We start from the raw sequence: 23,286 nt of genomic DNA on the forward strand, positions 1-23,286 counted from the left end.
ATCCACACAATTACCTTCCTTTCTATCAATTTCCTTTCTGTTCAAGAACTTTCATTTATTGAATACAAAAAACAATGAATATGAGTCTCATTAACCTATCTATTTTCTCTGGAATTGCGTATAATATAAATACAAAATGGATAGCTAAGCGCCTACCAGCAAATGGTCATTTTGTTGGGGCGCTTATTCATGTTTGATACGAACGGAACGTACCCTTTATTAAAAAGGGATGAAGAAAGGACGATCATGATGGCAACATCGATTTTTACGAAAGACTTTGGCATTGACTTAGGGACGGCCAATACATTGGTTTATTCAAAAGGAAAAGGAATTATCTTGCGTGAATCCTCCATGATCGCTCAGGATAACAATACAAATGAGGTCATTGCAGTCGGTAATGAAGCAAAACAAATGATTGGCCGGACGCCGGGAAGATTATCGGTCATTCGCCCAATGAAAGATGGTGTGATTGCGGATTACGATACGACAGCAGAAATGATGAAATATTATATCGAAAAAGCACAAGGAAAACCTTCCTTGTTCTCCAGAAAGCCGAATGTTATCGTCTGTGTACCTTCGGGAATTACGATGGTTGAAGAGCGTGCAGTTTTGGATGCGACTAGGCAAGCAGGTGCAAAAAATGCTCTTCCAATCTCAGAGCCGTTTGCAGCTGCGATTGGGGCAGGTTTGCCTGTTTGGGAACCCACCGGCAGTTTAATTGTGGATATCGGTGGTGGTACGACAGAAGTAGCAATCATTTCTCTAGGTGGAACGGTGACGAGCACATCGATCCGAATAGCTGGCGATGAGATGGATGAGCAAATTATTCAATATATCCGGAAAAACTATAGCTTATTGATTGGTGAGTCCACAGCTGAGATGTTAAAGACAGAACTTGCATCTGCAAAGAAATTAGATAATAATGAAGAAATGGATGTTCGAGGAAGAGATCTCGTTTCCGGTTTACCGAAAACAGTGACAATCGGCAATGACGAGGTCGTTTATGCCATCCAAGAAACTGTCTACGCAATTGTCGAATTAATAAAGCAAACGTTAGAAACTGCTCCTCCGGAATTAGCTGCTGATATTATGGACTTCGGAATTGTTTTGACCGGTGGTGGAGCGTTATTGAATAAGATTGACGAAGTGATCAGTGAAGAAACAAATATGCCTGTATTCATTGCTGAAAACCCATTGGATTCCGTTGTAATCGGTACTGGGAAAGCTTTGGAACACATTGAATTCTTTAAAAGATCTCCATATGTCGCAAAACGAAACACATTAAGTTAAGTAGGTGCTAGTGTTATGCCTTCGTTTTTTCGAAGAAGAAAATTAATCGTTTTATTAACTGGTTTAATCATTATTGTTGCATTGATTGGTTATTCCATGCGAACAGAATCCAATACAAACATCGTCAGTGAATTTGTATTGGATACAGTCGGTTTTTTTCAAAATATCATTTACACACCGATTAATCTGGTGATGGATGTGATTGAAGATATTGATGATGTACAAGACGTCTATGAGCAGAATGAGCTTTTAAAAAATGAATTGCAACAATTTAAAACACAAGCTTTTCAATTAAATGATCTAAAAAGAGAAAATAAAGATTTACAAGCTTTGGCTGATATTGAAGAGTCATTAAGCGACTACAGTCAAGTGAAAGCAACAGTGATTGCGCGGAGCCCCGAAAGATGGTTTGACCATGTAACCATCAATAAGGGTGAGCAACACGGAATTAAACGAAATATGGCCGTCACAAATGGTGAAGGCATGGTCGGAAAGGTTATTGAAGTGTCTCAGTTAACGTCCACTGTTCAATTATTGAGTGGTTTTGATGAACAAAATCGGATCAGCGTTGAAGTCGATCAAGAAGAGCCGATATTTGGATTGATTGAAGGCTATGACGAAGAATCTGAATCTTTAATTTTCCGAGACTTAGAGAATGAGGATGATATTGAGAAAGGCCAAACGATTGTCAGTTCTGGAATGGGAGGCGTTTTCCCAAAAGGGCTGTTGATTGGGACGGTCGAACGTGTTGAAATGGATCAATACGGGCTGACTAAAATTGCGTATGTAAAACCAGCTGCGAATTTATATGATATCAATCACTTGATGGTTGTTGATCGGGATTTACATTCACCAGTAATCGATGAGGAGGAAGAATAGTATGAAAGGTTTATTCCTTCCTCTGATTCTTTTTGCTTTATTGATCGCAGAAAGCATTGCAACGGAGCTTTTACCGAATAATATTCTACTGGAATTATATTTTATCCCACATTGGATTCTTGTCTTTTCGGTCATGATTACTTTATATTATGATAAAGAACATAGTTATGCAGGGATTTATTACGGTGCCATATTTGCTTTTATTTCTGAGTTGGTTTATACAGATTTGTTAGGTGTTTATTTACTTGCTTATGGACTGTCTTTATATGGCGTTCACTTGTTTAAGAAGTTATTACATGTTAATTTTTTAGTTACTTTACTACTCGTGTTTTATGCTTTGATTGTTTGTGAGTTCTTAATTTATGGAACCTATCTTTTAATCGGTGTCATTGACTTACCGATCAAAGAATATTTGATGGAACGGTTAACACCGACTGTTCTGATGAACCTATTATTTTTCTTGTTGATATTTCCGTATTTCTCAAAGAAATTAACAAAATGGAAAGAAGAGCCGAAACGATGATTTTTTGGTAAAATAGATTGAGAGAGATAAAAGATTGGAGGGTGACCTCTTTGAATGATAGTATGCAAAGTGTTCTGATGAAAGGGACGCAGGAAGGCATAACGGTCTATTTAAATGACGAATGTTCATTTGAACAGCTGTTGAATGAGCTGAAAACAAAGCTAGAAACAAGCAATAAAGAAGACCGGACCGAATTGATTTTACATAGTCAATATCGTTACTTGCGAACAGAACAGAAAAAGCAAATCCATGAGATTATTGAAAAGAATAGCAGTTATCGAATTAAGCAATTTCAATCTTATGTATTGACAAGTGATGAAGTGACGAAACAAATCAATAATATGTCTGTCAGACCTGCGATTCGAAACGTTCGTTCTGGACAAGTTCATCAGGTAGAGGGTGACGCTCTAATTCTTGGAGATATCAATCCTGGTGGGATGGTCATGGCCACCGGAAATGTTTATGTTTTTGGTAAACTAAGAGGAATTGCTCATGCAGGTACCGATGGAAACAAGGAATGTGTCATCGTGGCTTCTTATATGAATCCGAGCCAACTCAGGATTGCCAATAAAATCAGTCGGTCTCCAGACTATGATGTCGAAGGCTCTGACCGAGAGTTTGCTTATATTAATCTCGAAAATGATATGATAGAAGTAGAGAAAGTGAACTACTTGCCAAAGGTACGACCAAATCTCATCGATCGATTGGAAAGGGGTATCGAGAATGGGTGAAGCAATCGTCATTACTTCCGGAAAAGGTGGTGTCGGAAAATCGACAACCACTGCAAATATTGGAACTGCATTAGCGTTGAAGGATCAAAAAGTATGTCTTGTTGATACTGATATTGGTTTGCGTAATTTGGATGTCGTATTGGGATTGGAAAATAGAATCATTTTCAATATCGTTGATGTGATTGACGGAAATTGCAAATTGCAAACAGCGTTGGTGAAAGATAAACGGTTCGATTGTCTACACTTATTGCCAGCTGCGCAAACCAATGATAAAAATGACATTACTGCTGAAGCGATGAAAGACCTAATTGCACAATTAAAGCCAGATTACGATTACATATTAATTGATTGTCCGGCAGGAATTGAACAAGGTTTTTCTAACGCTGTGGCAGGAGCCGATAAAGCAATCGTAGTAACAACACCAGAAAAATCGAGTGTTCGGGATGCGGATCGTATTGTTGGTTTGTTGGAAAAAGAAGGTTTACAAGATCCTCATTTAATTATAAACCGCATACGGAAGCACATGATCGATAGTGGTGATATGTTAAGTGTCGATGACATTGTTTCAACGCTTTCCATCGATTTACTCGGTGTTATTTTAGACGATGAAGATGTGATCAAAGCATCACATCACGGTGAGCCTGTAGCTTTCCAACCAGATACAAAAGCATCGATCAGCTATCGGAATATAGCTCGAAGAATCTTAGGTGAATCGGTTCCGTTGATGTCTTTTGACGAAGAAAAAGGTTTTATGTCAAAAGTGAAAAAAATATTTGGAATGAAAGCAAAATAGTATATGAGGCTCCTTCACGTCAATTACGTGAAGGAGTTTTTGTTTGTTCGGGAGCGGAGAGTCCCACTATTTTGGAGACAAGTCTCAATAATATAAATAATGCCTTAACCACTATTAAGTCGTTGGAGTCTCCTTCCTGTCAAAAAATTCTCGCTTTATAACCCCCTATCAAAATTGAACCTATTCATAATCGAAAGCCCGTCCGAATATGCTAGTACAAAAGAAAAAAGGACGGATGATTATGAGTAAAAAATTAGATGAAATTAGAAAAAATATCGTTAATCGAAAGAACATGAAAGCAGGTACAAAAGTCAGTATCAATCATTCCCCCTTGCTCAGTGATGACGAACGATATGGAAACCAGCCAACAGGGCTATCCAACTCGAACGATCGAGGAACCATTCGATTGAAGTCAACTTGGTTTCCGAAGTTTTTATTGTCTATTTTTATCTTCTTTCTCACTTTTTTAATCTACAATTCTGAACTGCCAGTGATTAAACAATCAAAAGAGACCGTTCATTACGCACTGACAGAGGATTTACCGTTTGCCACAATGCACTCTTGGTATGAATCCCATTTTGGCGGTTCTTTCGTATCGTTAGGCTTTGACCAAGCTGAACCAAATGATTTACCTGGTAATGTTTTATCCATCCCTGTATCTGGATTGGATGAGGACCGTATTACCGCAGAGGGCGAAGGCATACATATTGAAGTGACCGCAGAAGAAGCCGTTTATTCTTTAGATAAAGGGACAGTTTTATTCGCCGGTAATAAACCGGATACAGGACGGACCATCATTTTACAGCACGACGATGGACGAAAATCAATTTATGGTCAATTGGATGAAATTGATGTATTTCATTACCAAACAATTCCGGCAAATCAAACGATCGGCTCTGTTCGTCCAGATGAATTAGGCACATCGGCATTGTATTTTGCGATTCAGGATGGGAGTAAATACCTGAATCCACTCCAGGAAATCTTAGGAGAATAGAATGATTATTCAATCGGTTCGAACGTTTAAATCCGTCATTCAGATTCATCCATTGCTGATTATTTTACTATTGCTTAGTTACTTTTTTGGATTATTCATAGAAATGGCTGCATTGTTTTTGCTCATATTTATTCATGAATGTGGGCATTTGGCTGTTGCACGATATTTTAAATGGGAAGTGACTCGGTTAGTTATTTGGCCATTTGGTGGTGTCATGGAAACAAAGGATTTTTATAATCGACCGACTTATGAAGAATTGTGGGTCACCATTGCTGGACCGATTCAACATATTTGGATTTTTGGTGTGATCCATCTTCTATCCTTTTCTTCAATCCCAGTTTTTTATATCGATCAATTCATGTGGATGAATACGATGCTTCTTGTTTTTAATTTATTGCCAATCCTCCCTCTTGATGGAGGAAGGTTCCTTTTCTTTTTAATCAGTCATTGGCTCCCTTTTCATCGTTCCATTCTTTTGGCCACAAGTTTCTCAATATTTATGATTATCGTTGCTAATGGTATACTGCTAGTAAATGGATGGGTCAGTCCGCCATTAATTGTCTTATCATCGATTTTATGGTTAGATAACTGGTTTACGTATCGGCGACATCATCTTTACTTAATGAAACATATGCTTGCCAGATACATGTATCCAACCGTCAATCGCAACAAAATCCATAAGCTGGAGTTTCCAATCCAAACTTCACTTCAGGAAATGATGAAACGATTCAAAAAAAATCACTATCATTTTATTCAGATTGAAAATCGAGCTTTGTTATCAGAAGATGATTATTTATCTCTTTTATTTTCGGCGGTCCCTCCTAAATCATGATTGGTGGACAAGTAGATGCGAACGTTTTATTTTCAAGTTCAGTCAGATAAACAATATTGTCTAGAGCTGACGAATGGAAATGCGACACAGTTTTTCTTCCAAACAGCATCCGCCTACCGTGTAGGTGATTTGGTCAGTGGTGTTGTTCAAGATATCGATCCTCGTATTCAAGCTGCATTTATCGACCTTGGAAACGAGATCGCTTATTTGCCATTAAAAAAACAAGCCCAGTCTATTTATAAAGGTAGACGCCTTGTGGTGAAAGTTGAGAAGACTGCCACCACTTCTAAACGAATGACAGTCAGCGATCAACTCGAACTTTCAAATGACTATATTGTATTTTTTCCGACTGAATCGGTATTAAAAATCTCTTCAAAAATTCCAAAGCAAAAAGCTGGTTATATTAACACATTACTCAATGAGCAATTAAACGACTGTGAAGGCGTGCTCGTCCGAACAGTAGCCCAGCATATGACTGATGAACTGCTCATTGAATCGGTTCGTGGATTGCGAAAAAAATGGGGACAGTTTCAGAAAGAAGCGAAACAAAAAACGGGCACCGTCTTACGTCAAAAAGATTCATGGGATGAATATGTACGAAAAGAAATTGAATCGATCGATAAAATCATTTGCGATGACGTCAATTATGCCAGATTCTTGAGAGAAAAGTTTCCAAACGTAAGCGAGCGTATCCAGTTTGATGAACGCTTTTACAGTCATCGGCCATTCACATTGACTCAATTAGGCGAAAGGTTTACCGCTAGAAAAATTAAGTTGGATAGTGGGGCGGAACTCGTGATTGATCGAACAGAAGCTATGACGATCATCGACGTTAATTCAGCTCGTTCACGGAGCCATCAAGTACGTGAACGGCTTTTTCATCATGTCAATAAAGAGGCAGCGACAAGAGCTTTAAAAGAAGTGCAATTCCGAAAAATTTCCGGGATTATTTTAATTGACTTTATCAACTTAGAACAAAAAGAGAACCGTAAGTCTATTGAGGAGCTGTTAAGAAAAACGATCCAACAAAGGAACTTACCGGTTCAAGTGGTCGGCATGACGAAGCTAGGACTGATGGAATTGACGGCAAAACGAACAAGTGAAAGCATTTATGATTTTTTCCAAATCGAGGATCCGACAATTCAACATTCAAAAGAATTTTTGGTCCATCAGTTGGAAGATGAGTTGTTGGCCTATCAGAGTGAAAGAGTAGAGTGTGTAGAAGTTGCTGTTGAACCGAATAACCTAGTATATGTAAAAGAAGCTATTCAGAAATTGCATCGTCATCATCAATTTACATTTTCTTTAGTCATTCATGCAGATTCTTCTTTACAAAGTCCCTTCAAATTATATAAAATAGGGAATGTTGATTGGTTGCTAGAAAAACTTCAAACAGAAGGAACACCGATTGACAAATTGTTTTAATCTATGGTAATGTTTTATTGTTATGCAAATTGTCGCACCAATTTGCTGCAACCGCGCAGAAAAGGTTACTAAACTCATCACCGATGAGTACCTTTATGGCGAGTCTAAGTAAACGAGGAGGTGCAAGAATGTACGCAATTATCGAAACTGGTGGTAAACAGGTTAAAGTTGAAGAAGGCCAAGCAGTCTACTTGGAAAAAGTAGTCGGTGAAGCTGGAGACGAAGTGACTTTTGACAAAGTACTTTTCGTTGGTGGAGATGAAACAAAAGTGGGTGCTCCATTTGTAGATGGCGCTAGCGTTACTGGAACTGTTGAGAAACAGGGTAAAGGACGTAAAATCACTGTTTTCAAATATAAGCCAAAGAAAAACTACAAGCGTAAACAAGGTCATCGTCAACCTTACACAAAAGTTACCATCAACAAAATCAGTCTGTAAGGAAGAAATCGATGGTAAAAGTAATCGTTGAACGAAACGATCAAAATGAAATCATGTCTTTTGAATTATCCGGACACGCAAATAGTGGTCCATATGGCTACGATTTGGTCTGTGCAGCAGTCTCTGCTGTTTCATTCGGAGCAATCAATTCGATTATTTCATTATGTAATGTCGAACCTGAAATCGAGCAAGGTGCAGAAGGTGGCTATTTAAAAATGACGTTATCATCACAAATGGATGATGAATCATTTGCGAAAGCCCAAACATTGCTTGAAGGTATGGTTGTGTCTATTCAAACGATTGAAAACGATTATGGCGAATATATAAAGTTATCTAATCAGTAAGGAGGTGCTTTCACATGCTACGTTTAGATCTTCAGTTCTTCGCACAGAAAAAAGGTGCTGGTAGTACTAAAAACGGTCGTGATTCCGAATCCAAACGTCTTGGAGCGAAACGTGCAGACGGCCAATTTGTAACTGGCGGTTCCATTCTTTATCGTCAACGCGGTACAAAGATTTACCCAGGCGATAACGTTGGTCGCGGTGGTGACGACACACTTTTTGCTAAAATTGATGGTGTTGTTAAATTCGAACGTTATGGACGTGACCGTAAGAAAGTCAGCGTTCATCCAGAAGTTCAAGAAGCTTAATCATACACATAAAGAACTGGTTCAAAAGATAACCTTTTGGACCAGTTTTTTTGGTCTAAAAGAATTGTTGTTGTTACAGCCACTTGAATCAAATTCATTTTTGCGCTTTTTATTATTTAGGCTTTGTTAAAGTCCGTTGTTGATATTGTGATCCGCTATCGGTGGACGCTTTTACCCAAAGGGCATAAGGGCGACATCTGCGATAAATCGCAGTGTCTTCTTTACCGCGGGCACGGCTCGAGCTTATCCCGTGACGACCCGGACGGTCTAATGTCGACGTTGGTCACAGGACGTGACCGCTTTTAGTCGACCAGGAGTCGCCACCTTCGCTTCTCACAATTCAACAACTCCATGCTCTATGCTGTATCATAAGAAAATCAACACTAAGTTTTAACAAAGCCATTATTTAAAAGCTTTGACGCTCTTGCGATTTGATGTATGAATTGATTCATTCATAGGTGAATAATTGTGACAAACGGTGGATTATCTGAAAATACTTCGACGAACGACAAGGTGAATGCCTTGGTTTATGGTAATATGGTAAAATAGAGAAAAATGGCACGTTAGGTGGTCTCTATGGATACGGAAACCTTTTTAAATACGATGAAGTTGTATCGGCACAAGCTACTAAATGAGCTCCAGGTGATTCATGGATATCAAAGTATGAATATGAAAGAGGAATCGATGGACAAGCTAAATCATTTTATTGATGAGCTAAATACTGAAAGAGCTTTACAATCTTTAGATGCTCCTGAATATGTCAGTCGAATACTATTGTGGAAAATAGATCACCCAGAGGTCAGATTACATTTTAAAACGACTGGTGAGACGCAGCCTCTGCGGACTTATGACAAAGCTATGGAACAAGATGTTCAATCGGTTATAGACCAAGTTGAAGAAGTCGTCCAAGAAGATACTTCATTATGGATTCACTTGTCTTACCAACCAGAAATCCAAATTGATTATATTATTACTGATGTGGAAAAAGATAAACAGAATGATCCAGAAAACGAAACGGAAAATGATTTGCAAAAAATTGTTTTTCAATATCGTTATAAGTAGGTGAGAGAATGTTTGTAGATCAAGTACAAGTTTTCGTCAAAGCAGGCGATGGTGGTAATGGAATCGTTGCTTTCCGGCGAGAAAAATATGAACCAATGGGTGGTCCAGCTGGTGGTGACGGCGGCCGCGGCGGTGATGTCATTTTTGAAGTAGATGAAGGTTTGAATACGTTAATGGACTTTCGTTATCAAAAACATTTTAAAGCAACCCGCGGTGAAAATGGAATGAACAAAAGTATGCACGGTAAAAACGCTGCTCCACTCGTTGTTCCTGTGCCACCAGGAACAACAGTAAAAAATGCAGACACCGGCAAAGTCATAGCGGATTTAATCGAGCATAAACAGCGAGCAGTCATTGCAAAAGCCGGACGTGGCGGACGTGGAAATATTCATTTTAGTAATGCAAGAAACCGTGCGCCTGAAATTGCTGAAAATGGTGAGCCAGGTGAAGAACTTTATGTTCAACTCGAACTAAAAGTCTTGGCGGATGTGGGATTAGTAGGCTTTCCAAGTGTCGGGAAATCAACACTACTATCTGTCGTCAGTGCTGCAAAACCTAAAATTGCCGATTATCATTTTACCACGCTTAACCCTAATTTAGGTATGGTCCGGACGGAAGATGATCGGAGCTTTGTGATTGCGGATTTACCAGGATTGATCGAAGGTGCTCATGAAGGTGTCGGACTCGGCCATCAATTTTTACGTCATATTGAACGCACGCGTTTAATTGTTCATGTGGTCGATATGTCCGCAACTGAAGGAAGAGATCCTTATGAAGATTATCAAACGATTAATCAAGAGCTCGAGCAATATGACGAACGTTTGATGGAACGTACTCAACTAATTGTTGCAAACAAAATGGACATGCCTGGTGCTGAAGAACAACTTGAACAATTTAAAGAGCATTTTGACGGTTCACAGAAAATTTTTCCGATCTCGGCTTTGACGAAGTCAGGTTTAAGCAATCTGCTTTATTCAATTGCCGATACATTGGAAAAAATTCCGAAAAATGCGTTTGAAACGCAAGAAGAAGATCTTCAAGATGAACGCGTGATCTATCGACATGAAAAAGACGATGAAAGCTTCCGAATTACACGGGACCCTGATGGTGCTTACGTATTAACAGGTCCGCAAATTGAACGGTTATTTAAAATGACGGATTTTAATCGGGATGAGTCTGTTCGCCGATTTGCGAGACAAATGCGTCATTTAGGAATCGATGAAGCGCTCCGTAAAAGAGGAGCAGAAGACGGAGATATCGTTCGCTTGTTAGATTTTGAATTTGAATTTGTTGAATAAGAATAGAAAACACTGCACGTTCCTGTATGAAGGATGTGCAGTTTTTTTATTGCCTGAACCAGACATATGAATTATAGGCTACTGACTCAATTTTTTCGTCTTCTTGCATAAACTAAGTGTAGATTGAAATGAAAGGAGTCATTGAATTTGAGAATTCATATTGTTCGAAGAGGTGAAACAATTAAGTCGATTGCCGAGAAATATGGTCTTTCCTTTCAAGAAGTTGCTCGTATGAATAAACAAATTGCCGACCCGTTTGAACTCATGCAAGGGATGAAATTGCGCGTTCCCATTGAGCGCGAAAAGCAAGTAGAAAAGCAAGTAGAAAAGCAAGTAAAAAAGCAAGTGAGTTCTAGTTCAGCAAATCAGAGTGATGACGCAAATCATACGGATACCTCTATTGAGCAAAGAGAGCAAAAAGAGCATAAAGAGTTATCCAATGACCAACTGACTCGGATGGAACCACCTGAAAGAACAGCAGACTATCTTCCTGAAATTCAAGAGGATGAGCGTGTGTGGCAGATCCCTTCCCCATTAGTGAAAAGCCAAAATCACGCATATTCCTATCCAGACGGATATGCACCTATGACACAACCCCTGTACACAGACATGACTTTTGTTCAGGGATGGGGTTCACTTGAACAACAGCAGCAGCCATTTATTTACTACAATCCGTGTATGGGTTATGTCTATTCTTACTAACCAGTTATTACAAATAAATTCAATCAAATAAATGTGTGGTTTTCCATCAATTTTCACCACGTTAAATGTATGGTTAGCACCTCCTTTCTCAAACTAATGAAAGGAGGTGATTTTATGATTAAAAAAACGATATTCCTTACACTAATAGCGATCATTATGACCGGATGCACTTGGGTCAATCCAGAAAAGGATAAACAAAGAACAGATGGTGGGCAAACGGCAGAGATGCAAAAGGACCAAAAGGTGACAGATGAGGAGTTAATCCGTTATAATTTATATTCGAACCCAACCGAATATTATGAGCAAAAAAATTTAGAGCGATCCATGAATAATTCAAGTGAGAACACTAACGATGAAGAAGGGCCTGGAAACAAAACCGAACGGCATATTTATTATGAGTTGATGCAATTGGAAGAAGTACGGCAAGTTGGACTGGCTATCAGAGAAGACAAAATCTTTGTTGCGATTAATTTAGAAAGTCGCTCGGATCCGAAAGAAACCGTCCAACGCGTTAAAGAAATTGTTGAAGACATCACCGATCGCTCTGATATAATTGTGGATGTAAACCCTGATTTTGATTCACGGATAGAATAACCGATTTAACAACCAATTCAACATCATTCTTTTGAAATGAATACCAAAAGATTCAAAAAGGGAGGAGAAACCAAATGAAATACGCCATTGTTACAGGTGCTTCTAGGGGATTGGGAAAAGAAAGTGCTATGTTAGCGCTAAAAGAGGGATATCAGCTCATTACGCTTGCGAGAAAGGCTGAGTTACCTACAGTACATGAAGAAGCTTCAGCACACCAACTAACGCATACGCATTTGCCAACGGATTTGAGTGATCCTGAATCCACAATTTCTGTTGGGAAAAAAATTAGCCAAATTCTTGAAGCAGAGTCACCGGAAGAGGTCTTGCTGATCAATAATGCCGGTATGGTTTCGCCGATTGGTCCCGTCGGTAGTATAGATAGTGATGACATTTCGAAGCATGTCGCTTTGAATACAACAGCACCGATGATTCTTCTCAATGAGTTGAAGAAGAGTTCAATCGATGTACCGCTTACCGTTGTAAATATCACTTCGGGAGCTGCAGAACGAAGTACTTATGGATGGAGTGCTTACGGATCGACAAAGGCGGCGATCAACTTATTTACACAAACGGCGGCTATGGAAGCTAAGGAAATCGGACGAGATGAAGTACATGTTGCCTTTAGTCCGGGGATTATGGATACTGACATGCAATCTGAGATTCGTGAATCAACTAGTGAAAGCTTTAAAGACGTTGAGAAGTTTAAGCAATTTAAACAAGAAGGACAGCTACGAAGTCCGGGTGAAGTTGCTGAATTGTTGTTCCAATTAATTCATAAACGAGAGACCATCGAAAGTGGTCGTGTATATCGTGTATATGATTTAGTCGATTAATCAAGAAGGGAAGAGGAGTTTATGGCAGGACATTCAAAATGGCATAATATTAGACACAAAAAGAATGCCAAAGATGCAAAACGAGGAAAAATATTCATGAAATTGGCGAAGGAGATTTATGTCGCTGCAAAACAAGGCGGAACAGATATTGAAACAAATGCCGCTCTCCGTTTGGCGATTGATAAGGCACGTTCCAATAACATGCCAAAAGATAATATCGATCGGGCAGTACAGAAAGCAGCCGGAAACGTGGATGGCGAAAATTATGAAGAGACGACATACGAAGGCTATGGCCCTGGAGGGGTTGCCGTTATGGTTGATGTGTTGACGGATAATAGAAACCGAACAGCTTCAGAAGTCAGACATGCTTTTTCCAAAAATGACGGCAACTTAGGGGAAAATGGCTGCGTCTCTTTTATGTTTCAACGAAAAGGGTACATCGTCATAGCGAGGGAAAATGTTTCGATGGATGAAGATGAATTTATGCTCGAAGCCATCGAAGCTGGTTGCGAAGAGATTGAATCTAATGAAGAAGTGTTTGAGCTTTACACAACAGTGGAAGATTTCGAGTCCTGTAAGAAGACATTAGAAGAGAATTATCCGTTGGAAGCAGCTGAACTGACGATGATTCCTGATACTGATGCAGAAGTGGCAGAAGATCATCAAGAGAAGATGAACAAACTGATTGATATGCTCGAAGACCTTGATGACGTTCAAGATGTCCATCACAATATGAAATAAAACAGTAGCACCAGTTATGGTTCTGGGTAATCATGACTGGTTTTTCTATCGTTCATATAAGACCACAAGGATTGGTTTCCATGTTAAACTAATGAGAGAACATTTGTTCAAGAATAGGAGAGAAGTTCATGTTTGCTTATGTTCGTGGGAAATTAGAGGAGATTGAAGACGATATATTGGTCGTTGAAACGGCAGGAATCGGCTATGAAATATATTGTGCCAATCCTTATCAATTTCAAGAATCCTTAGGACAAGAAGTGAAAGTTTATACATATCAGTATGTTCGTGAAGACCTACACATGTTATATGGATTTAAAAGGGAAGAAGAGAAATCATTATTTAAAAAATTAATACAAGTATCCGGAATCGGACCTAAAAGTGCTAGTGCAATTATCGGACAGGTACCTGTCCGAGACTTTGCCCAAGCGATTGAGCAAGAGGATGAGAAATTCTTGACCAAGTTTCCGGGTGTCGGAAAGAAAACAGCACGTCAAATGATCTTGGATTTAAAAGGGAAAGTGACAGAGTGGCTGACTTTTCATGATGAAGAATCCAAAACAACAGAAACAATTCATATGATCCACGCAACCAGTCCTTATGTTGATGAAGCGATTGAAGCATTAAGAGCTCTCGGTTATTCCAATCGGGAAATTAAGTCGATTGAAGGCAAGCTAAAAGCTGAAAATCTTGAATCAACGGATGACGTAGTGAAAAAAGGGTTGCAACTATTAATACGGTAAGTGGGTGGAATGATGGATGATCGAATGATCTCTGGAGATCTTCAAGGAGAAGATCTTCAGGTGGAACAAAGTTTAAGACCTCAAATATTGAGGCAATATATAGGACAAGAGAAAACAAAGCGAAACTTGAGCATATTTATTGAAGCGGCAAAAATGCGCGAAGAACCATTGGATCACGTCTTGTTATATGGTCCTCCAGGTTTAGGGAAAACGACACTGGCATCGATTATTGCCAATGAAATGGGTGTACAGTTTCGAACGACATCCGGGCCAGCAATCGAAAGAGCTGGAGATCTCGCAGCGATTTTATCTTCCCTTGAAACAGGAGACGTCTTGTTTATTGATGAGATTCATCGCTTGCCTAGAGCGGTTGAGGAAATACTCTATCCAGCGATGGAAGATTTCTTTTTGGATATTGTAATCGGTCAAGGGGATAGCGCTCGATCCGTACGATTAGATTTGCCGCCATTTACACTTGTAGGTGCGACAACTCGTGCTGGGTTGCTTTCTGCTCCTCTTCGTGATCGGTTTGGTGTATTAAGTCGACTGGAGTTTTATGAAGAGAAAGATCTAAGTCATATCATTAAACGTACAGCTGACATATTTGAAATGGAAATTGAAGAGGATGCAGCAAAGGAAATCGCCTCCCGTTCACGCGGTACACCTCGTATTGCCAATCGGTTGCTCAAACGCGTGCGAGACATTGCCCAAGTAAGTGAAATGGACACCATTACAGTGGATATCACAAAAGAAGCATTGAACATGTTACAGGTGGATGCGGCTGGATTAGATCATATCGACCATAAATATTTATTAGGGGTTATCGATAAGTTTCAAGGCGGACCAGTTGGATTGGAAACATTGGCAGCAACCATTGGCGAAGAATCTCAAACCATTGAAGACGTGTATGAACCTTTTTTATTGCAAAAGGGATATATTCAACGCACGCCACGTGGAAGGATTGCAACGTATGAAGCATATCGCCACTTCAATAGGGAGGTTAACGATTAAATGGATGGGCTAGGAAAAATTCTAATCCTCATAGGTATTGTATTAGTGATTGTTGGAATCCTTTGGACAGTGATTGGAAGGCTTCCTGGTGACTTCGTTTTCAAAAAAGGGAATACGACAGTATATTTTCCGGTCATGACCTCTATTGTCATTAGTATTATTTTATCGCTTGTATTTTTTATTTTAGGAAAATTTAAGTAATCGGCAATCAATAGAAAGTAGGAACAACATGGATATTAATGAGTTTGACTTTGACTTACCAGAACAATTAATTGCACAAACACCGCTAAAGGATCGGTCAGCATCACGATTGCTCACAATCGATCGAGCGAAAGATCAATTTTACCATCAGCAATTTACGGATATCATTGATTATTTGAATCCTGGTGATTGCCTTGTGTTAAACAATACAAAAGTGCTCCCAGCACGTTTGATGGGTTACAAGGCAGACACATATGGTAAGGTTGAATTATTGTTACTTCACCAAGTTAATGGAGATGATTGGGAAGTACTCGTAAAGCCTGCCAAGAAAGTAAAAGTGGGTACATGGATTCACTTTGGTGATGGCTTATTGAAAGCCGAATGCCTTGATGAAAAAGAACATGGCGGCCGAGTCGTTCGCTTTCATTATGAAGGCATCTTTATGGAAATTCTTGACCAGCTAGGTGAAATGCCATTACCACCGTATATTAAAGAACAACTAGAAGACCAAGACCGTTATCAAACGGTTTATGCAAAAGAAGTTGGGTCAGCAGCAGCACCAACTGCAGGGCTTCATTTTACTGAGGATTTATTGGAACAAATTAAGCAAAAAGGAGTTCACATCGCTTATGTTACGTTGCATGTCGGTTTAGGTACCTTCCGACCTGTCCAGACGGATGATATTGAAAATCATGAAATGCACGCAGAATTCTACCGATTGGACGAACAAACTGCATCATCCCTTAATGAGATCAAAGCGAAAGGGAATCGAATCATTGCTGTCGGAACTACTTCCATCAGAACATTAGAAACAATTGCCCGCGATACAAATGGCACCTTTGAAGCCAGAAGCGGATGGACGGATATATTTATATATCCTCCGTACACATTCCAAGCGATTGACGCAATGATTACGAATTTTCACTTACCAAAGTCGACACTAATCATGTTAGTCAGCGCTTTCGCTGGTAAAGAACGAACATTGAGAGCGTATAAAGAAGCGGTAGAAAAATCCTATCGGTTCTTTAGCTTCGGCGATGCAATGTTTATTTATTAACGAATATGAAATCAAATATCAAGGAGAGAGTTCATGGCTATCACCTATGAGTTAAAAAAAGTTTGTAAGCAAACAGGCGCGCGTTTAGGAACCGTGCATACACCCCATGGTTCTTTTGATACGCCTGTTTTTATGCCCGTTGGTACATTGGCAACGGTTAAAACGATGAGTCCAGAAGAGTTGAATGAAATCGGGGCGAACATCATATTATCAAATACGTATCATTTATGGCTTCGACCTGGAGAAGATATCGTCAAGGAAGCAGGAGGGCTTCATCAGTTCATGAATTGGGACAAGCCAATTCTAACAGACTCTGGTGGATTCCAAGTGTTCAGTCTTTCGGACATGCGTGAAATTAAAGAAGAAGGTGTCCACTTCAGGAACCATATCAGTGGCGCAAAACTGTTTCTGTCTCCAGAAAAAGCGATGCATATTCAAAACGATCTCGGATCAGATATTATGATGGCTTTTGATGAATGCCCACCATATCCGGCAAGCTTTGAATATATGAAAAAATCGGTGGAAAGAACATCCCGTTGGGCGGAAAGATGTTTAGCAGCCCATCAGCGACCAACAGAACAAGGGCTTTTTGGCATCGTTCAAGGTGGCGAATATGAAGAGCTTCGTAAACAAAGTGCCCGTGATTTAGTGTCACTTGATTTTCCAGGGTATGCGATTGGAGGCTTATCTGTTGGTGAACCAAAAGATGTTATGAATCGAGCGTTGGAATTCACGACGCCTTTATTGCCGGATGAGAAACCAAGATACTTGATGGGGGTCGGCTCACCGGATTCATTAATTGACGGAGCGATCCGCGGCGTAGATATGTTCGATTGCGTTCTCCCGACACGAATAGCAAGAAACGGGACATGCATGACATCCAATGGGAGATTGGTCGTCCGGAATGCAAAATTTGCCCGCGATTTTACTCCGATTGATGAAAACTGTGATTGCTACACATGCCGAAATTACACAAAAGCGTACATTCGACATTTAATTAAGGCAAATGAAACATTCGGAATAAGGTTAACTACTTATCATAACCTCTACTTTTTGGTAAAATTGATGAAGCAAGTGCGAGAAGCAATTGCAGAAGATCGTTTAGGAGATTTTCGAGAAGAATTTTTCGAACAATATGGTTTTAACAAACCAAACGCAAAGAATTTCTAGGGAGGAGGAATATAGATGGAAGCATTGACAGGATTATTACCGATTGTATTGTTTATTGTGTTGTTTTGGTTTATCTTGATTCGTCCACAACAAAAGAGACAGAAGCAAGTGCGAGAAATGCAAAACAATCTTCAAAAAGGTGATGAAATCGTCACTATCGGTGGTATGCATGGACGCATTCATGCATTAGACGAAGGAACGATCGTACTTGAAGTGAATGATGGAAACAAGCTTACATACGATCGCACGTCGGTTCGTGAAGTGAAGAACAATAATCAATAACGTAGAAAACTGACCAACAGGCAATTTTTGCTGATTGGTCAGTTTTTTTGGTTAAAGAAGTTGTTCGGGTAATACACAACTTAGCGTGATTTTCGGTGATGAACGTTGGTGTTAGGCGATCCGCTTACGGGGGTGCTTGTACCCAAATGGCATAAGGTGACATCTGTGATCGATCACAAAGTGTTTTGGGGATCGTTTTTAGTGCTTGGTTTTAGAACTTCAGTGTTAATCTGCGGGCCTTCAGTGTTAATTTGTGGAGCTTCAGTGTTAAATTGTGGATCTCAGTGTTAATCTGCGGGCCTTCAGTGTTAATTTGTGGGGCTTCAGTGTTAATTTGCAGGGCTTCAGTGTTAAATTGTGGATCTTCAGTGTTAATCTGCGGGACTTCAGTGTTAATTTGTGGGGCTTCAGTGTTAATTTGCAGGGCTTCAGTGTTAAATTGTGGATCTTCAGGGTTAAATCGCAAGGCTTCAGTGTTAATTAGCGAATCTTCAGTGTTAATTAGCGGAGCTTCAGCGTTAATTCGCAAACCTTCAGTGTTAATCCGCAAATATGCCTGCCATCATCCGTTTCTTGTCTTACATAAAAAAACCGGCACCAACCGAATTGAAAAGTCTACTCGGTTAGTGCTCTTTTTTACATGCATTCTCTAACTCATTCGAAAGCCAATCTTTCCAAAGGCCTTACTTTGCTCTGAGTAATTGAATGCGGCAGTATGTTTCCGAAGCAAGTATTTTTTGACAAAATGTTTCAATCTGACTCAACTTTAAAGATTCTTCCCAGCCTCCAACTTATGATTAAGTACCGCTTTTTAGGAAAGTCAGTAGAACATTTAACTTTCATTTTTAGAGAAATTCACACCAAACATACTCCCCGTAATGGCAGCGATGAGGAAAATAAGAAAATAGGTTGCTTGACGATCAGCAAGCCAGTAATCGTAAGCTAGAAATTGATAAAACATGACCCCAAACACATAGATAGCCCCGGTTAAAAGGCCTGTTAGCCATCCTTTATGAAACGTTTTTCTACCAGCGATAAATCCACCAATCATCAAAACGAGAATACTCGCGATAAAGGTTGTCCATGTTAACGTCGTGCTTGATAAATCTGTAAATTTCACAAACATAGCAATGATCAAACTGCAGAAAAACATAAGAACTAGAATAGATGCAATTCCATATAAGATACCACGTAATCGATTATTCATTATGCTTTGTCCCCCTTTGTATTAAGACTATTGCTATAAATTATGCATGTTTCCTTATAAAAAGACGTACTTATTTGATAAGAGAGACTAAAGGGGACAAGGATATGGAACTAGTGATCACGTTAGTTGTATTCATTATCAGTTATATTTTTTTGCTTTGGGATCAAATCAACCGCGCACTCGTCGCTTTGAGTGGAGCTGCAATCCTTATTTTGTTCAATATTTTCAGTGTAGACGAAGCGTTATCGACTTATGTTGATTGGAGTACAATTGTCTTATTATTTTCCATGATGGTATTGATATCAATTACACAGAAAACAGGTGTGTTTGAGTTTATATCGATTTGGATGATTCAAAAGGTCAATGGAAAACCGGTTCCTCTGTTTTTGTGGATCGGAGTGATGACAGCAATCGGTTCCGCGTTGTTGGACAATGTCACGACCGTCTTGCTACTTGTACCTGTCATCATCAATATGACGAAGCAATTAAATCTACCTGCTGTACCCTACTTGATCATGGTGATTATCCTCTCAAATGTTGGTGGGACAGCAACCATGATTGGTGATCCACCGAATATTATGATCGGACAAGCGGTTGAACGATTTACCTTTATTTCATTTATTGTTCATCTAGGGCCCATTATTCTCATCATCTTCACTGTTGTCATGGCACTATTATTATTTTTGTTTCGTAAACAATTGCGGCCACAAACTGCCCCAGCCTCTATGGAAAAGATCAAACCGACAGATGTACTGAAAAAATCACCCTTATTGTATCAATCACTTATTATATTAGGTTTAACAATCGTTGGTTTTACCTTCCATGGGTATTTACATATTGAACTGACGACGATTGCATTTTGTTCAGCCTTATTATTATTACTCTTATCGGAAAAAGATAAAATGACTGAAACGGTTTTTGAAAAAATGGAATGGACAACATTGTTTTTTTTCATTGGGCTGTTTGTGCTCGTCGGTGGTTTGGAAGAGGTCGGCTTGATTGATCGGATGGCAGAGAGCTTTTTGGACATTACAGGTGGCGAACCGATGACATCGTCCATGTATATTTTATGGTCAGCTGGTTTGCTATCTGGATTCTTAGACAACATTCCCTATGTCGCTGCGATGATCCCGGTTTTGTTTGAATTTGAACAGTATGGAGTGGTCGCAACAGATTCGATGTGGTGGGCATTGGCACTTGGCGCATGCCTCGGCGGGAATGGATCATTATTAGGAGCATCCGCCAATGTCGTCGTTGCCGGAATAGCTAGCACACACCAGATAAAGATTCGTTTTATAACGTTTATGGCTTACGGAATGCTAGTCGTATTGATATCGATGATTTTATCATCCATTTATCTATACGTAAGATATTTTTAGGTGATGGAATTTCTGCAATCGGTTATTTACTTCAAAACAAAATGGCTAGACGAATGGAGAGGCACTGACTTCGGTCGGTGTTTTTTTGTGTGATAAACGTTGATATTGAATAGTCAGCGCTTAAGACATTCTTAATTTGTTAAGAAGCAGAGGCAATTAATACGGTAGTAGGAAGGCAAACAGCTACCTAAAAACACCAACGTTTATTACTGAAGCTAGCTTGGTAAACTTCTACAAAAGAAGCACGCTAATCACAGATAAAGTGTCCATCCTTCGTGCCATCTTTGAATAGAAGCGCTCTAATCGCAGATAGAGCACCCTAGAGCGCTATCTTCAATCAGAAACACCAAAAGGGTAGAGCTCAAAATTGAGCTCCACCCCCGATTAGCAGCATTCAAAACAGTTCCTAGTCTCTTAACTGCAACTAGTCAACGATCATTTACTTTGAGTTTCTTTGAAAGAGTTGTCTCCACTCCTCTATGGTCACTAACTTCATAATTAGTAAACCAATCAGATACATGATTCCCAAACTAACCGAGACAACTAAAATTAATTGAAAGTCAGATGTAAAAGAATGGTTTGTGATGATCCAATTCCCAACGATATACAAGAGGGTAAGTAGAAAACCCATTCGAATGATCAATGAAACAGGTAATTTGAATCGAATCAGACGATATAAAGCAGCAAAGTGCAACAACGTAACCACCAATATCCCTACAACGACCGAAAGAATGACACCATCGATACCAAAATTCGGATTGGTCGCGAGTAACCATAAAACAGATAATTTAACCATTGCACCAATCAGGCTATTAATCATCGCATGTTTGGCATAATTCAACGCTTGAAGAGCAGCTTGGAGTGGCGCTTGAAAATACAACAGTATAAAAAACGGAGCCATAAACTTCAAAAATTCGGCACCATTATTCGTTCCATAGATCAGTTGAAGTAAACTTGCAGACAATAACATAAATAAGATGGTCGCCAGTCCGCCAGATACAAAGGATAGCCGTAATGCTTGAGTAATTCGAAAATGAACGGTTCGATGATGCTTTAAGGCGTTTGATTCACTAACCGATGGAATTAAAGCGACAGATAATGAGTGGGTGATAAAAGTCGGTAATAATAGAAGCGGCATGACAAAGCCGGTTAGTTGCCCATAAAGAGAAGTGCTTTGTGAGACGGTATATCCTGCGATAAATAAACTCTGTGACACAAGAATGGGTTCAAAGAAATAAGTAATTGAGCCAATCATCCGGCTCCCTGCTGTCGGTAAAGCAATCTGAAATATATTTACATATGTATTTTTCAATGAGCGGAACGGATAGCGTGAAACGGTTAATTGTCTTCTTTTCTGCGATCGTTTAAAACAGTAAAAAATATAAGCTAATGAAGCGAGTTCACCAAGAACAGCGGACCCCATAGCACCGGCTGCTGCATAAGCCAATCCAAAAGGTAACAGTAATTTAATCATGATGACGACGAGTACAATTCGAATGACTTGTTCGATGACTTGTGCAAAGGCTTGTGGCTTCATGTTCTGTAACCCTTGAAAATATCCCCGTAATACAGATGAAATTGCAATGATAATAATAATCGGACTCATCACAAGCATCGGTAACAATGTCCGTTCATCTAATAATAGCCTCTCTGCAATAACTGGAATGAATAAGGCGAAAAATATAGTTAATACAATGCTCAAACTGACTGTGATGGTAAACGAACTATAAAGAATTTTTTTGATTCGTTTTCTGTCATTGATTGCAACAGCTTCAGAGACTAATTTAGAAACGGCCACTGGAATCCCTACTTGAGATAATGTAATCATCAACAATAACGCCGGAACTGTCAGCATATAGATTCCGACGCCTTCTTCCCCTAATAATCTGGCCATGACCATGCGATTGACAAAGCCAAGTAAGCGGCTGATCATACCCGCGACAATTAAAATTAATGCACCTTTAATAAAAGTTTGTTTGGACATCTCGTAGGCCCTGCCTTCTCAAATGAATAATTTTTAGGTACAATAATTTATATGCTTCAATAGGTACAAGTCATGACAAGTCTTTATGATGTCAATTACTTAAGCCTTTATTAATTGGACTGTAATTCAAAATAGACAGGGGCGTCGAACGATTGGATCACTATACTCGACATGTTGATGAATGGCGAAATGAAACGTATGAAGTTTTACAAAGTAAAGTAGATGAACTAAAATTGTTAGGCTATGATGGAGTCAATGCGGAAGAAATCTGGACGTGCCTCTTAGCGAAGGTATGGAAAAAAGAAAAACGGTTAAGGCTTCATCAAGTTATACAGGATATATTGCATTTGAGCGGCAGTACATACATGAGTTATTTGACTGTCGAAGCGCAAAAGCAAGCAAATAATGATGATTTGTTCCAACAGATTGGGGCATTAGAAGTTGCAACTGAGGAAGGTCAAAAATAAATCGG

At 39.4% G+C, this 23,286-nt stretch carries 28 protein-coding genes and 1 other annotated feature; of the genes, 25 read left to right on the top strand and 3 right to left on the bottom strand.

The features are described 5' to 3' along the window. Positions 1 to 249: 249 nt before the first annotated feature. The 23 genes from KQ486_RS06310 to yajC all read left to right on the top strand — a co-directional run bounded on the left by KQ486_RS06310 (position 250) and on the right by yajC (position 18,244). Positions 250 to 1,290: a rod shape-determining protein gene (locus KQ486_RS06310; protein WP_216687129.1), complete on the top strand. Its 1,041-nt coding sequence runs from the start codon at positions 250 to 252 to the stop codon at positions 1,288 to 1,290. A 15-nt stretch (positions 1,291 to 1,305) separates the two neighbouring features. Further along, positions 1,306 to 2,169 (top strand): rod shape-determining protein MreC, encoded by an 864-nt coding sequence (gene mreC / locus KQ486_RS06315; protein ID WP_144160588.1) that lies wholly within the window; start codon positions 1,306 to 1,308, stop codon positions 2,167 to 2,169. Between the two features lies 1 nt (position 2,170). Beyond that, positions 2,171 to 2,692, top strand: coding sequence for a rod shape-determining protein MreD (gene mreD, locus KQ486_RS06320; RefSeq protein ID WP_144160585.1), 522 nt, complete (start codon positions 2,171 to 2,173; stop codon positions 2,690 to 2,692). 50 nt (positions 2,693 to 2,742) lie between these two features. After that, the gene (gene minC, locus KQ486_RS06325; RefSeq protein WP_144160582.1) at positions 2,743 to 3,423 is read left to right on the top strand and encodes a septum site-determining protein MinC; all 681 of its coding nucleotides are present in this window, start codon (positions 2,743 to 2,745) and stop codon (positions 3,421 to 3,423) included. Next, positions 3,416 to 4,216, top strand: coding sequence for a septum site-determining protein MinD (minD, locus tag KQ486_RS06330; RefSeq protein ID WP_144160579.1), 801 nt, complete (start codon positions 3,416 to 3,418; stop codon positions 4,214 to 4,216). The genes minC and minD overlap by 8 nt, the downstream gene beginning before the upstream one ends. 241 nt (positions 4,217 to 4,457) lie before the next feature. After that, positions 4,458 to 5,210: a M23 family metallopeptidase gene (locus KQ486_RS06335; protein ID WP_186278527.1), complete on the top strand. Its 753-nt coding sequence runs from the start codon at positions 4,458 to 4,460 to the stop codon at positions 5,208 to 5,210. A gap of 1 nt (position 5,211) precedes the next feature. Further along, positions 5,212 to 6,042: a site-2 protease family protein gene (locus tag KQ486_RS06340; protein ID WP_144160573.1), complete on the top strand. Its 831-nt coding sequence runs from the start codon at positions 5,212 to 5,214 to the stop codon at positions 6,040 to 6,042. Between the two features lie 15 nt (positions 6,043 to 6,057). Then, positions 6,058 to 7,467, top strand: coding sequence for a ribonuclease E/G (locus tag KQ486_RS06345; RefSeq protein ID WP_144160570.1), 1,410 nt, complete (start codon positions 6,058 to 6,060; stop codon positions 7,465 to 7,467). Positions 7,468 to 7,506: 39 nt separating this feature from the next. Further along, positions 7,507 to 7,583 (top strand) — a sequence feature (ribosomal protein L21 leader region). A 12-nt stretch (positions 7,584 to 7,595) separates the two neighbouring features. After that, positions 7,596 to 7,904 carry a 50S ribosomal protein L21 gene (rplU, locus tag KQ486_RS06350; protein WP_144160567.1) on the top strand — a complete coding sequence of 103 codons (309 nt, stop codon included), beginning with the start codon at positions 7,596 to 7,598 and terminating at the stop codon, positions 7,902 to 7,904. Positions 7,905 to 7,915: 11 nt separating this feature from the next. Continuing rightward, positions 7,916 to 8,248, top strand: a complete 333-nt coding sequence (locus tag KQ486_RS06355; protein ID WP_144160563.1) for a ribosomal-processing cysteine protease Prp — start codon at positions 7,916 to 7,918, stop codon at positions 8,246 to 8,248. A gap of 14 nt (positions 8,249 to 8,262) precedes the next feature. Then, the gene (gene rpmA / locus KQ486_RS06360) at positions 8,263 to 8,553 is read left to right on the top strand and encodes a 50S ribosomal protein L27 (protein WP_144087585.1); all 291 of its coding nucleotides are present in this window, start codon (positions 8,263 to 8,265) and stop codon (positions 8,551 to 8,553) included. A gap of 576 nt (positions 8,554 to 9,129) precedes the next feature. Next, positions 9,130 to 9,615, top strand: a complete 486-nt coding sequence (locus tag KQ486_RS06365; protein WP_144160560.1) for a Spo0B domain-containing protein — start codon at positions 9,130 to 9,132, stop codon at positions 9,613 to 9,615. An 8-nt stretch (positions 9,616 to 9,623) separates the two neighbouring features. After that, entirely contained in the window at positions 9,624 to 10,913 is a 1,290-nt protein-coding gene (obgE, locus tag KQ486_RS06370) for a GTPase ObgE (protein WP_216687083.1), read from the top strand. Positions 10,914 to 11,060: 147 nt separating this feature from the next. Further along, positions 11,061 to 11,615, top strand: a complete 555-nt coding sequence (locus KQ486_RS06375) for a LysM peptidoglycan-binding domain-containing protein (RefSeq protein WP_216687084.1) — start codon at positions 11,061 to 11,063, stop codon at positions 11,613 to 11,615. Between the two features lie 114 nt (positions 11,616 to 11,729). After that, positions 11,730 to 12,209, top strand: coding sequence for a YhcN/YlaJ family sporulation lipoprotein (locus tag KQ486_RS06380; RefSeq protein WP_216687085.1), 480 nt, complete (start codon positions 11,730 to 11,732; stop codon positions 12,207 to 12,209). A 74-nt stretch (positions 12,210 to 12,283) separates the two neighbouring features. Beyond that, positions 12,284 to 13,042 (top strand): SDR family NAD(P)-dependent oxidoreductase, encoded by a 759-nt coding sequence (locus KQ486_RS06385; protein ID WP_216687086.1) that lies wholly within the window; start codon positions 12,284 to 12,286, stop codon positions 13,040 to 13,042. A 21-nt stretch (positions 13,043 to 13,063) separates the two neighbouring features. Further along, positions 13,064 to 13,783: a YebC/PmpR family DNA-binding transcriptional regulator gene (locus KQ486_RS06390; protein WP_216687087.1), complete on the top strand. Its 720-nt coding sequence runs from the start codon at positions 13,064 to 13,066 to the stop codon at positions 13,781 to 13,783. A gap of 128 nt (positions 13,784 to 13,911) precedes the next feature. Beyond that, on the top strand, positions 13,912 to 14,523 hold the full coding sequence (gene ruvA / locus KQ486_RS06395) for a Holliday junction branch migration protein RuvA (RefSeq protein ID WP_216687088.1): 612 nt from the start codon (positions 13,912 to 13,914) through the stop codon (positions 14,521 to 14,523). Positions 14,524 to 14,535: 12 nt separating this feature from the next. Then, complete coding sequence (gene ruvB / locus KQ486_RS06400) at positions 14,536 to 15,534, top strand: Holliday junction branch migration DNA helicase RuvB (protein WP_216687089.1); 999 nt, start codon at positions 14,536 to 14,538, stop codon at positions 15,532 to 15,534. After that, positions 15,535 to 15,735 (top strand): DUF2905 domain-containing protein, encoded by a 201-nt coding sequence (locus tag KQ486_RS06405; RefSeq protein ID WP_216687090.1) that lies wholly within the window; start codon positions 15,535 to 15,537, stop codon positions 15,733 to 15,735. It abuts the gene before it with no gap. 28 nt (positions 15,736 to 15,763) lie between these two features. Then, positions 15,764 to 16,792, top strand: coding sequence for a tRNA preQ1(34) S-adenosylmethionine ribosyltransferase-isomerase QueA (gene queA / locus KQ486_RS06410; protein WP_216687091.1), 1,029 nt, complete (start codon positions 15,764 to 15,766; stop codon positions 16,790 to 16,792). A 33-nt stretch (positions 16,793 to 16,825) separates the two neighbouring features. After that, positions 16,826 to 17,962 carry a tRNA guanosine(34) transglycosylase Tgt gene (gene tgt / locus KQ486_RS06415; RefSeq protein WP_144160530.1) on the top strand — a complete coding sequence of 379 codons (1,137 nt, stop codon included), beginning with the start codon at positions 16,826 to 16,828 and terminating at the stop codon, positions 17,960 to 17,962. Positions 17,963 to 17,977: 15 nt separating this feature from the next. Next, a complete protein-coding gene (yajC, locus tag KQ486_RS06420) occupies positions 17,978 to 18,244 on the top strand; it encodes a preprotein translocase subunit YajC (protein WP_144160527.1) in 267 nt (88 codons plus the stop codon). Between the two features lie 211 nt (positions 18,245 to 18,455). Here the strand turns inward: yajC and KQ486_RS06425 are convergent, their stop codons facing one another. Further along, complete coding sequence (locus KQ486_RS06425; protein WP_216687092.1) at positions 18,456 to 18,794, bottom strand: hypothetical protein; 339 nt, start codon at positions 18,792 to 18,794, stop codon at positions 18,456 to 18,458. A 282-nt stretch (positions 18,795 to 19,076) separates the two neighbouring features. Continuing rightward, positions 19,077 to 19,451 carry a TIGR04086 family membrane protein gene (locus tag KQ486_RS06430; protein ID WP_144160524.1) on the bottom strand — a complete coding sequence of 125 codons (375 nt, stop codon included), beginning with the start codon at positions 19,449 to 19,451 and terminating at the stop codon, positions 19,077 to 19,079. A 104-nt stretch (positions 19,452 to 19,555) separates the two neighbouring features. Between KQ486_RS06430 and KQ486_RS06435 the strand changes: the two genes are divergently transcribed. Beyond that, on the top strand, positions 19,556 to 20,830 hold the full coding sequence (locus tag KQ486_RS06435) for an ArsB/NhaD family transporter (protein WP_144160521.1): 1,275 nt from the start codon (positions 19,556 to 19,558) through the stop codon (positions 20,828 to 20,830). A gap of 439 nt (positions 20,831 to 21,269) precedes the next feature. Here the strand turns inward: KQ486_RS06435 and spoVB are convergent, their stop codons facing one another. After that, positions 21,270 to 22,814: a stage V sporulation protein B gene (gene spoVB / locus KQ486_RS06440; RefSeq protein WP_216687093.1), complete on the bottom strand. Its 1,545-nt coding sequence runs from the start codon at positions 22,812 to 22,814 to the stop codon at positions 21,270 to 21,272. Between the two features lie 152 nt (positions 22,815 to 22,966). Between spoVB and KQ486_RS06445 the strand changes: the two genes are divergently transcribed. Then, complete coding sequence (locus tag KQ486_RS06445; protein ID WP_216687094.1) at positions 22,967 to 23,281, top strand: post-transcriptional regulator; 315 nt, start codon at positions 22,967 to 22,969, stop codon at positions 23,279 to 23,281. Positions 23,282 to 23,286 lie beyond the last annotated feature (5 nt).

Origin of the sequence: Allobacillus halotolerans, from assembly GCF_018967645.1 — a bacterium.
GTDB lineage: Bacteria > Bacillota > Bacilli > Bacillales > Alkalibacillaceae > Allobacillus > Allobacillus halotolerans.

Coding starts and splice junctions, on each gene's coding strand:
- KQ486_RS06385 (WP_216687086.1), top strand. CDS start 12,284: ATGAAATACGCCATTGTTACAGGTGCTTCTAGGGGATTGGGAAAAGAA.
- rpmA (WP_144087585.1), top strand. CDS start 8,263: ATGCTACGTTTAGATCTTCAGTTCTTCGCACAGAAAAAAGGTGCTGGT.
- ruvA (WP_216687088.1), top strand. CDS start 13,912: ATGTTTGCTTATGTTCGTGGGAAATTAGAGGAGATTGAAGACGATATA.
- KQ486_RS06435 (WP_144160521.1), top strand. CDS start 19,556: ATGGAACTAGTGATCACGTTAGTTGTATTCATTATCAGTTATATTTTT.
- KQ486_RS06355 (WP_144160563.1), top strand. CDS start 7,916: ATGGTAAAAGTAATCGTTGAACGAAACGATCAAAATGAAATCATGTCT.
- KQ486_RS06405 (WP_216687090.1), top strand. CDS start 15,535: ATGGATGGGCTAGGAAAAATTCTAATCCTCATAGGTATTGTATTAGTG.
- KQ486_RS06340 (WP_144160573.1), top strand. CDS start 5,212: ATGATTATTCAATCGGTTCGAACGTTTAAATCCGTCATTCAGATTCAT.
- KQ486_RS06380 (WP_216687085.1), top strand. CDS start 11,730: ATGATTAAAAAAACGATATTCCTTACACTAATAGCGATCATTATGACC.
- spoVB (WP_216687093.1), bottom strand. CDS start 22,814: ATGTCCAAACAAACTTTTATTAAAGGTGCATTAATTTTAATTGTCGCG.
- KQ486_RS06390 (WP_216687087.1), top strand. CDS start 13,064: ATGGCAGGACATTCAAAATGGCATAATATTAGACACAAAAAGAATGCC.
- ruvB (WP_216687089.1), top strand. CDS start 14,536: ATGGATGATCGAATGATCTCTGGAGATCTTCAAGGAGAAGATCTTCAG.
- minD (WP_144160579.1), top strand. CDS start 3,416: ATGGGTGAAGCAATCGTCATTACTTCCGGAAAAGGTGGTGTCGGAAAA.
- obgE (WP_216687083.1), top strand. CDS start 9,624: ATGTTTGTAGATCAAGTACAAGTTTTCGTCAAAGCAGGCGATGGTGGT.
- rplU (WP_144160567.1), top strand. CDS start 7,596: ATGTACGCAATTATCGAAACTGGTGGTAAACAGGTTAAAGTTGAAGAA.
- KQ486_RS06430 (WP_144160524.1), bottom strand. CDS start 19,451: ATGAATAATCGATTACGTGGTATCTTATATGGAATTGCATCTATTCTA.
- KQ486_RS06365 (WP_144160560.1), top strand. CDS start 9,130: ATGGATACGGAAACCTTTTTAAATACGATGAAGTTGTATCGGCACAAG.
- queA (WP_216687091.1), top strand. CDS start 15,764: ATGGATATTAATGAGTTTGACTTTGACTTACCAGAACAATTAATTGCA.
- mreD (WP_144160585.1), top strand. CDS start 2,171: ATGAAAGGTTTATTCCTTCCTCTGATTCTTTTTGCTTTATTGATCGCA.
- mreC (WP_144160588.1), top strand. CDS start 1,306: ATGCCTTCGTTTTTTCGAAGAAGAAAATTAATCGTTTTATTAACTGGT.
- KQ486_RS06310 (WP_216687129.1), top strand. CDS start 250: ATGGCAACATCGATTTTTACGAAAGACTTTGGCATTGACTTAGGGACG.
- KQ486_RS06345 (WP_144160570.1), top strand. CDS start 6,058: ATGCGAACGTTTTATTTTCAAGTTCAGTCAGATAAACAATATTGTCTA.
- KQ486_RS06335 (WP_186278527.1), top strand. CDS start 4,458: ATGAGTAAAAAATTAGATGAAATTAGAAAAAATATCGTTAATCGAAAG.
- yajC (WP_144160527.1), top strand. CDS start 17,978: ATGGAAGCATTGACAGGATTATTACCGATTGTATTGTTTATTGTGTTG.
- tgt (WP_144160530.1), top strand. CDS start 16,826: ATGGCTATCACCTATGAGTTAAAAAAAGTTTGTAAGCAAACAGGCGCG.